Annotated in this window: 1 protein-coding gene and 1 pseudogene; one reads left to right on the top strand and one right to left on the bottom strand. The window is 63.8% G+C overall.

Annotated features, from left to right (window positions below; all coding sequences use genetic code 11):
* Positions 1–178 (bottom strand): annotated as a pseudogene (locus tag ACXJL8_RS40530) (lipopolysaccharide biosynthesis protein); the annotation flags it as partial.
* Positions 179–645: 467 nt separating this feature from the next.
* Between ACXJL8_RS40530 and ACXJL8_RS40525 the strand changes: the two are divergent.
* Positions 646–1,642 (top strand): FAD-dependent oxidoreductase (locus tag ACXJL8_RS40525; RefSeq protein WP_456686974.1); only part of this gene is annotated, 997 nt, incomplete at its 3' end.

Below are 1,642 nucleotides of genomic sequence, written 5' to 3'. Positions count from 1 at the left end.
CCATCTGGGCGACCGAAAGCCAGGTCGCAAAGATGCCGAATCCGTCGGGCGACATCGTTCGTGCCGCCAGCGAGAACAATGCAAACGCAAGCGCGCCGCTACCAACCTTGAGCAGGATGGTTCCGGCAACACCACGCGTTACGTCGCGCCGCATGAACTGGACGATGGATTTGATCATTGAAGATTAAGGGGTAGCTCTCCCCTGAAGAGATACGTTCCGATACGGGCGACAGCCTAGCACGCCGAAAAATCGCGAGTGTTAATGGGCGTGCTCCGGGATGTTGCCGGCTGCGACGACGTCGCCGCCGGGCCGGTTGCTTCACTATGGAACATCGCCGACCCGATTGTCCCAGATAGAGCAAAGCCCGACCCGATCGCGCGGCGGCAGAGCGCCGCATCGATGGCCAATGACGGCGAGATCGGCCGTCTGGATGCGGACCGGTTCGCCGGGAACGGCCGCCGAGTTGCGGGACACCGGAATTTGCAGGGCGTCCCGAGCAAGGCGCGTGCCGGACATCGTGGAGATGACCAGGTCTCCGCTTCATTAACCGAGATATCGGGAAATGATCGCGTTTGGTCTTGCGATGCGACATCAGGCGAGAGAATTGCTCATGCAACCATCGTTGACCGCGGGAGCCATTGACCATGACGGCGGATAGAAACGTGACCGAACCGATTGCCGCAGCCGGCACTTCGGCGATCGTTGCGGACATCGCCATCGTCGGCGGCGGCCTCGCGGGATCGCTCGCGGCGGCCGTGCTCGCGCGGGCAGGGCATCGCGTCGCCCTGATCGACAAGCGCGCGGTCTATCCGGACGAGTTTCGGGTCGAGAAGATCGGCGGCCATCAGCTGGAGATGTTCCGCAGGCTGGGCTTCATCCGCGGCCTCGAGAGCGTCGCCTGTTCATACGACCGCGTGCTCAATATCAGGGAAGGCAGGGTGATCGATGTCAGCGTCGGCCAGGCTTACGGGCTTCCCTATGCCGGTCTCGTTGCCATGGCGCGCGGTCAGCTGCCCGATCCATCCAGCCTGATCGTCGACGAGGTCACCGCGGTCAGCTGCAGCGACGACCTGCAGCATCTCGAGCTCGCTTCCGGACGGCACGTCACTGCGCGCCTCGTCGTTCTGGCCACCGGCATGGCGGGAGTGCTCGGTTACAGGTTGGGCATCAAGCGGCAGGTGCTGGCCGAGCGCCATTCGGTCTCGTTCGGCTTCACGATCGCCCGCCGGGATGGCGCGCCGTTCGATTTCGAGGCGCTGACCTGTTACGGCGAGCGCACGGCGGACGGCATCGATTATCTCAGCCTGTTTCCGGTGCCCGCCGGCATGCGCGCAAATCTCTTCATGTTTCGCGACCCGACCGATCCGATCATGCGCGAGCTGCGTCGTGATACGGAAGCAACGGTTCTGCGCTTGCTGCCGGGATTGCAGCCCTATCTCGGCGATTTCCGCGTGACCGACCAGGTCCGGAATTGGGTGATGGATCTGTCCGTCGTCGAAGGACATCTCCAGCCCGGCGTCGTGCTCATCGGCGATGCATTCCAGACCAATTGCCCTGCCGCGGGCACGGGCGTTGCCCGCCTGCTGGTCGACGTCGAGCGCCTCTGCACCGAATATGCGCCGCGWTGGCTCAAGACGGAGG

This window comes from Bradyrhizobium sp. P5_C11_2 (genome assembly GCF_054049755.1).
The sequence above is the reverse complement of the archived record's forward strand: the minus strand, read 5'-3'. Positions and strand labels throughout refer to the sequence as shown.